Below are 6,602 nucleotides of genomic sequence, written 5' to 3'. Positions count from 1 at the left end.
CGGCTGATAACGTTTTACAACGGCAATTTACAGCAAATCGTCCCAACCAAAAATGGGCAACTGATGTAACGGAATTTAATGTGAACGGTGAAAAACTTTACCTTTCCCCAATTATAGATTTATTAATGGGGAAATTATTACATTCCGAATCCAACGCAAACTCAATTATGAGTTAGTAAAAGAGATGCTCATTCATGCTTTGGCTAAACTTAAGCGTCATGAAAAACCAATTCTCCATTCCGATCAAGGATGGCAATATCAAATGGCCCATTACCAGCAGCAATTAAAGCAACATGGTTTAATTCAGAGTATGTCTCGTAAGGGAAATTGTTTGGATAATGCTGTAATAGAAAGCTTCTTTGGAATATTAAAATCGGAGTGCTTTCATGGTGAAAAATTTCAATCAATTGATGAATTAGAGAAAACTGTAAAAGAGTACATCCATTATTATAATCATGAGAGAATCAAAGTGAAGCTACAAGGTTTATCCCCTGTACAATATAGAAATCAGTTTTTAAAAACTGCTTAATTAACTGTCCAACTTTATGGGGTCAGATCATCCTACCGCTACGGGAGGGAACGAGGAGCTTACACACAGAACTATCCCTCAGACGGAATAACTCTGATGCGGTCGTATGTGGTCTGTCAAAACCACCTGGCAATGTAGGCCAGCTTGCAAAGGATAATCTGAGAGTTTACAGGTGTCAATGTAGAATTTATGACAAGATTTTAAATTTCTTATTGTTTTTCATTAGATTAAATTAATTATTATTTTAAATATTATATATAATCAACTAGTTTTAATTAAAAATTTATTGAGAAATCGATCATCAGTCGTTTAAAAATTGGAATAGCTTAATCTATGCATTAAGACTAAGCAAAATGAGCGCCTTGGGACTCAATGAGTTGATCAACCTGAACAGGCATTCCTAATAAATAGCCTTGGAATTGCTGACATCCTAAACGGGTTAAAATCTCAACCTGCTGCTGAGTTTCTACCCCTTCTGCCGTTACGGTTAAACCTAATTTTTTAGCTAGATGAATAATACTTTCGAGAATAACTTCTTCTTTCGAACCCGGTTTTAAATCAACAATAAAACCACGATCAATTTTCAATTCATCTACGGGCAAATCTTTTAAATATAAGAAGCTCGAATGCCCTGTTCCAAAATCATCAATCGCAACACGAATTCCCATGTCCCGCAGCCGTTCACATGCTCGGATACTCAAGTCAATATGTCGCATTGCAGTTGATTCAGTAATTTCAACAATTAAATGATAAGGTTGAATTTGATATTTTTTTAATAGTGCTTCGAGCGTACTAAATAGCTTTTTATTTTCAAATTGTAGTGCCGACAAGTTCACAGCAACTGGATAAAATGGCGTGTTACTGCGCTCCCACTCCTGAATTTGCAGGCAAGCTTGCTCAAGCGCCCAATATCCCATTGGAATGATCAAACCCGTTTTTTCCGCACCTTCAATGAACATATGCGGAGTAAGTATGCCTAAGGCTGGGTGATTCCAACGGATTAATGCCTCAACCCCACAAACTTCAAGATTCGTATTAAATTTTGGTTGGTAATATAGGATGAACTGTTTTTCTTCGACGGCTTTATAAAGATCATTGATCAGTTTCGACTGACTTCTCGTTTCTTGCTGATGGGTTGAATAACTAAAGATGGTATACGTATTTCGACCTTGTTCCTTAGACATCAGCATGGCGGCATCAGCGTTCATGAGTAAGTCCTGAACATTCTGTCCATGCTCAGGAAATAGCGCCACACCCAAACTTGCAGAAATATTAATTTCCTTGCCAGAAATTTGATAACTTTCCTGAATCAGTTGTAAAACTTTCTCGGCTAAAACAACTGCTTCGTCTGCATTTGTATTTTCTGCAATAAGCAAAAACTCATCACCACCAATTCTAAGTAGCTTACATTTTTCATTGAGTTGCCAATGCAAACGGTTCGCCATTTGAATGAGTAATTGATCACCAACATGATGTCCAAAAGCATCGTTAACCGATTTAAACCGGTCTAAATCAATATATAAAAAAGCAATTTTTTGGTCTTTATATCGATGATCTGAAAGCAATACTTCAGCATAATCAACCAAATAAAGACGGTTTGGCAGTTTAGTTAAGTTATCTTGTATAGAAAGATTAGATAATTCTTTATTTGCCTTACGTAACTCTAAGTTTTGTTGAGTAAGCCGCTGCTCCAACATCGCCACAATAAAACTTGCGACCAGTACCAGACACGTGACTAAAATAATTGTAAATAATAATAAGTCATGCTCAGCCTGATATTGGCTAATAAATTTATCAGTAATGTTGGTCGCAATCAGAGCAGTATAGTGCATTCCCATAATGCTTAAGGTCATCATGATCGCGAATGCTATTTTCAGATTTAATCGATGATGCTCTGTATCTTTTAATTTATAGGACAATAAAAAAGCCAATCCTGCCCCACTCATAGCAATGAGTACAGAAAATAATAGCAAGAAAGCGGTATAGTCTTTTTTATAGATATCAATATTCCAGCCCAACATACTAATGTAATATGAAGCTGAAATTCCGATTCCCATTACAACCGAACTTAAAATAAGCCTGAATAAAGGTAGAGTAAAACGCGAAGTTAACCACATTGCAATGTAAGATAACAAAGCACTTACGGCAAAAGAAACGGCAATTAAAGGAATATTAGAATTGATTGTTCCAAGCAAATGGTAGGCTTGTATTCCAACAATATGAACGATACTAATTGCTGATGCGAGCAATAAGCTATTGATAAGTAAAATTAGAGATTCAAATTTTTTGAGGGTTTTATTGAATAATAATTGCTCCATGGAAATCACAATATAGCAAATAATGCCGGCTGCAATAAAAGAGCCGACGATCAATGTGCTATCGTAATCAACATGACCCATATTGGACTTCCATGATTATTCAATACTTTTTTTTATTTTGTTCAACTCATTGCCCAAAATACAACTAAACATGTTCAATACATTCTATTAAATTTGACTTTTTAAGTCAGTTATAAACAATAACATTATCTATCTTTTGGTCAAGTATTTTTTACTTTATAAATCAATAAAGTAACTAAAAATTAAGCATCCAATTATATGAAAAATATAGAATTTCTTTAATCCAGTTGAGTTATTTAAATGGCTCTTTTCATATTCAAACAAAAACAGTATAAAAAAGAACCCTGCTTAGCGCAGGGTTCTTTTGAAGCTTTAGAAAAAGAAAATTAGTTCTTTTCTTTGTCTACGATTTTGTTCGCTTGAATCCATGGCATCATTGAACGTAATTTATTACCAGTTACTTCAATACCATGTGCAGCATTTTGACGACGACGAGCAGTCATAGATGGGTAGTTTAATGCACCCTCTTGAATGAACATCTTCGCATATTCGCCAGATTGAATACGTTTCAATGCATTACGCATTGCTTCACGAGACTGTTCGTTAATTACTTCAGTACCAGTTACATATTCGCCATATTCAGCATTGTTAGATACTGAGTAGTTCATGTCAGCGATACCGCCTTCGAACATCAAGTCAACGATCAATTTAAGTTCGTGTAAACATTCGAAGTAAGCCATTTCTGGTGCATAACCAGCTTCAACTAAAGTCTCAAAGCCCATTTTCACGAGTTCAACTGCACCACCACAAAGAACTGCTTGCTCACCGAATAAGTCAGTTTCAGTTTCTTCACGGAATGAAGTTTCGATAATACCAGTACGGCCGCCACCTACGCCTGAAGCATAAGAAAGAGCAACATTACGTGCATTACCAGAAGCATCTTGATGAATTGCGATTAGATCAGGAACACCTGAACCACGTTGGTATTCTGAACGAACTGTGTGACCAGGTGCTTTCGGAGCAACCATGATTACATCTAAGTCTTTACGTGGAACAACTTGGTTATAAAGGATCGAGAAACCATGAGCAAATGCAAGAGTTGCACCTTCTTTGATGTTTGGCTCAATCACGTCACGGTAAAGTTGTGATTGGAATTCATCTGGAGTCAAAATCATTACGAGGTCAGCTTGCTTAACAGCAGCAGGAACTTCTGCAACTTTAAGACCAGCATTTTCAGCTTTCTTCCAAGAAGCTGAATCTGCGCGTAAACCTACAGTTACGTCTACGCCTGAGTCTTTAAGGTTAAGTGCGTGAGCATGACCTTGAGAGCCGTAACCAACAATCGCTACTTTCTTGCCTTGGATGATTGATAAGTCACAGTCTTTATCGTAAAAAATTTGCATTTGTGTTCTCCGCTAAAATACTTTTAAAAAATTAAATGGCTAATACTTTTTCGCCACGGGCGATACCAGATACACCTGAACGAACGACTTCTAGAATAGTGTTTTCTGCAAGTGCATCGATAAAACCATCTAATTTTTCAGTTGTCCCTGCTATTTGAATGGTATAGGTAGTTGGTGTCACGTCTACAATTTGCGCACGGAAAATATCCGCTGTTCGCTTAATTTCAGCACGTGAAGCACCTAACGCTTTTACTTTAATCAACATCAGTTCACGCTCAATGTGTGAACCTTCTGATAAATCTACTACTTTTACAACTTCAACAAGCTTGTTGAGCTGCTTTGTAATTTGTTCAATCTTATGGTCATCGCCATAAGTAGTTAATGTCAGACGTGATAACGTTGGGTCTTCGGTTGGAGCTACATTCAACGTTTCAATGTTGTAGTTACGTTGACTGAATAAACCCACCAAACGAGAAAGCGCACCAGCTTCGTTTTCAACGAGTACAGAAATAATATGTCTCATTATGTACGCTCCCCTTTACCTAACCACATATCCTTCATGGACTGACCTGCGATCAGCATTGGATAAACATGTTCTGTACGATCAACCATGACATTAATGAATACACATTTATCATTAATTGCCATTGCTTCAGCAAGCTTCGACTCTAGTTCATCAGCATGATCAATTTGGATACCAACATGACCATAAGCTTCCATTAACTTGCCAAAATCAGGTAATGATTCAACATATGAGCTTGAGTGACGGCCTTCATAGTTCATATCTTGCCACTGTTTAACCATACCTAAAGCACGGTTATTCAAGCACAAGATCTTCACATTCATACCGTATTGCTTACAAGTTGAAAGCTCCTGAATACACATTTGGATTGAAGCTTCACCGGTAATACAAACGACCTGTTGATCAGGGAAAGCTAACTTAGCTGCCATTGCATAAGGTAAACCTACGCCCATGGTGCCTAATCCGCCTGAGTTAATCCATTGACGTGGACGTTTGTACTTGTAATACAACGCGCCAAACATTTGGTGTTGACCCACATCCGAAGTAATGATGGCATCACCATTGGTCGCTTTATATAAAGCTTCAACAACTTGCTGTGGCTTCATCGTGCCATCAGTGAGTGTTTCATACTTCAAACCATGAACTTTACGCCATTCATTAATTTGATCCCACCATGCAGAAATTGCTTCAGAATTTGGCTTAGACACATTCAATTGTTTCAATTGCGTCAACATTTCCTGAAGTACAGGCTCAACCGCCCCTACAATCGGAATGTGCGCCATGATCGTTTTTGAAATGCTCGCCGGATCAATATCAATATGAATAACTTTGGCATTCACACAGAATTTTGCAGGGTTATTGGTTACTCGGTCATCAAAACGCGCACCAATCGCAAGAATGACGTCAGCATTATGCATCGCCATGTTTGCTTCATAAGTACCGTGCATCCCAAGCATGCCCATGAACTGTGGATCATCGCCAGGGAAGCCACCAAGACCCATGAGTGTATTTGTCACTGGGTAACCCAACAAATGAGCTAGCTCAGTCAATAATGCTGATGCATTACCTTGAACAACACCACCACCAGTATAAATTACAGGGCGTTTTGCACTTAAAAGTTCATCAATCGCTTTGCGAATTTGACCAGAATGACCACGTGAAGGAGGCTGATAAGAACGCATCTTCACTTTTTCAGGATATTCGTACGCAAATTTTTCTGCAGGATTTGTCGCATCTTTTGGAATATCGACTACAACTGGGCCAGGGCGGCCACTTGATGCAATATAAAATGCTTTTTTGATAATTGCAGGAATTTCACTTGCGTGACGAACTTGGAAGCTGTGTTTCACGATAGGACGTGAAATACCCACCATATCAGTTTCCTGGAAAGCGTCTTCACCAATAAGATGTGATGCAACCTGGCCAGACAAAATCACCATTGGGATTGAGTCCATATAAGCTGTTGCAATTGGAGTCACAGTATTAGTTGCGCCAGGTCCAGAAGTGACCAGTACTACGCCAGTCTTACCTGTCGCACGCGAGTAAGCATCTGCCATATGACCAGCAGCTTGTTCATGACGTACGAGGTAATGATTAATTTTGTCTTGTTGAAATAGCGCATCATAAATATGTAATACAGCGCCGCCTGGATAACCAAAAACATGTTCAACGCCTTCGTCCGCAAGAGCACGAACGAGCATTTCACCACCAGATAAAAGTTCCAACGTGATTCACCCTAAAATCTTTATCACTATTTATGGAAGGCACAAATAGTGTTTCATTCATTGAATTGTCTGCACTGTTATAGC

The 6,602-nt window shown here is 38.3% G+C and carries 4 protein-coding genes and 1 pseudogene; 1 reads left to right on the top strand and 4 read right to left on the bottom strand.

The window, feature by feature from the left end; translation table 11 throughout:
• Positions 1-529: pseudogene (locus MSG66_RS06110) on the top strand (IS3 family transposase); the annotation flags it as partial.
• Between the two features lie 344 nt (positions 530-873).
• On the opposite strand, the gene MSG66_RS06105 reads toward MSG66_RS06110, so the two are convergent.
• The 4 genes from MSG66_RS06105 to MSG66_RS06090 all read right to left on the bottom strand — a co-directional run bounded on the left by MSG66_RS06105 (position 874) and on the right by MSG66_RS06090 (position 6,518).
• On the bottom strand, positions 874-2,928 hold the full coding sequence (locus tag MSG66_RS06105; protein WP_324652941.1) for an EAL domain-containing protein: 2,055 nt from the start codon (positions 2,926-2,928) through the stop codon (positions 874-876).
• A gap of 326 nt (positions 2,929-3,254) precedes the next feature.
• Entirely contained in the window at positions 3,255-4,271 is a 1,017-nt protein-coding gene (gene ilvC, locus MSG66_RS06100; protein ID WP_004641176.1) for a ketol-acid reductoisomerase, read from the bottom strand.
• A 31-nt stretch (positions 4,272-4,302) separates the two neighbouring features.
• Positions 4,303-4,794 (bottom strand): acetolactate synthase small subunit, encoded by a 492-nt coding sequence (gene ilvN / locus MSG66_RS06095; protein WP_001215920.1) that lies wholly within the window; start codon positions 4,792-4,794, stop codon positions 4,303-4,305.
• Positions 4,794-6,518, bottom strand: coding sequence for an acetolactate synthase 3 large subunit (locus MSG66_RS06090; protein WP_262473173.1), 1,725 nt, complete (start codon positions 6,516-6,518; stop codon positions 4,794-4,796). Before MSG66_RS06090 ends, ilvN begins: the two co-directional genes overlap by 1 nt.
• Between the last annotated feature and the right edge of the window lie 84 nt (positions 6,519-6,602).

The sequence above is a fragment of the Acinetobacter sp. IK31 genome, assembly GCF_035615195.1.
GTDB lineage: Bacteria > Pseudomonadota > Gammaproteobacteria > Pseudomonadales > Moraxellaceae > Acinetobacter > Acinetobacter calcoaceticus_C.
The sequence above is the reverse complement of the archived record's forward strand: the minus strand, read 5'-3'. Positions and strand labels throughout refer to the sequence as shown.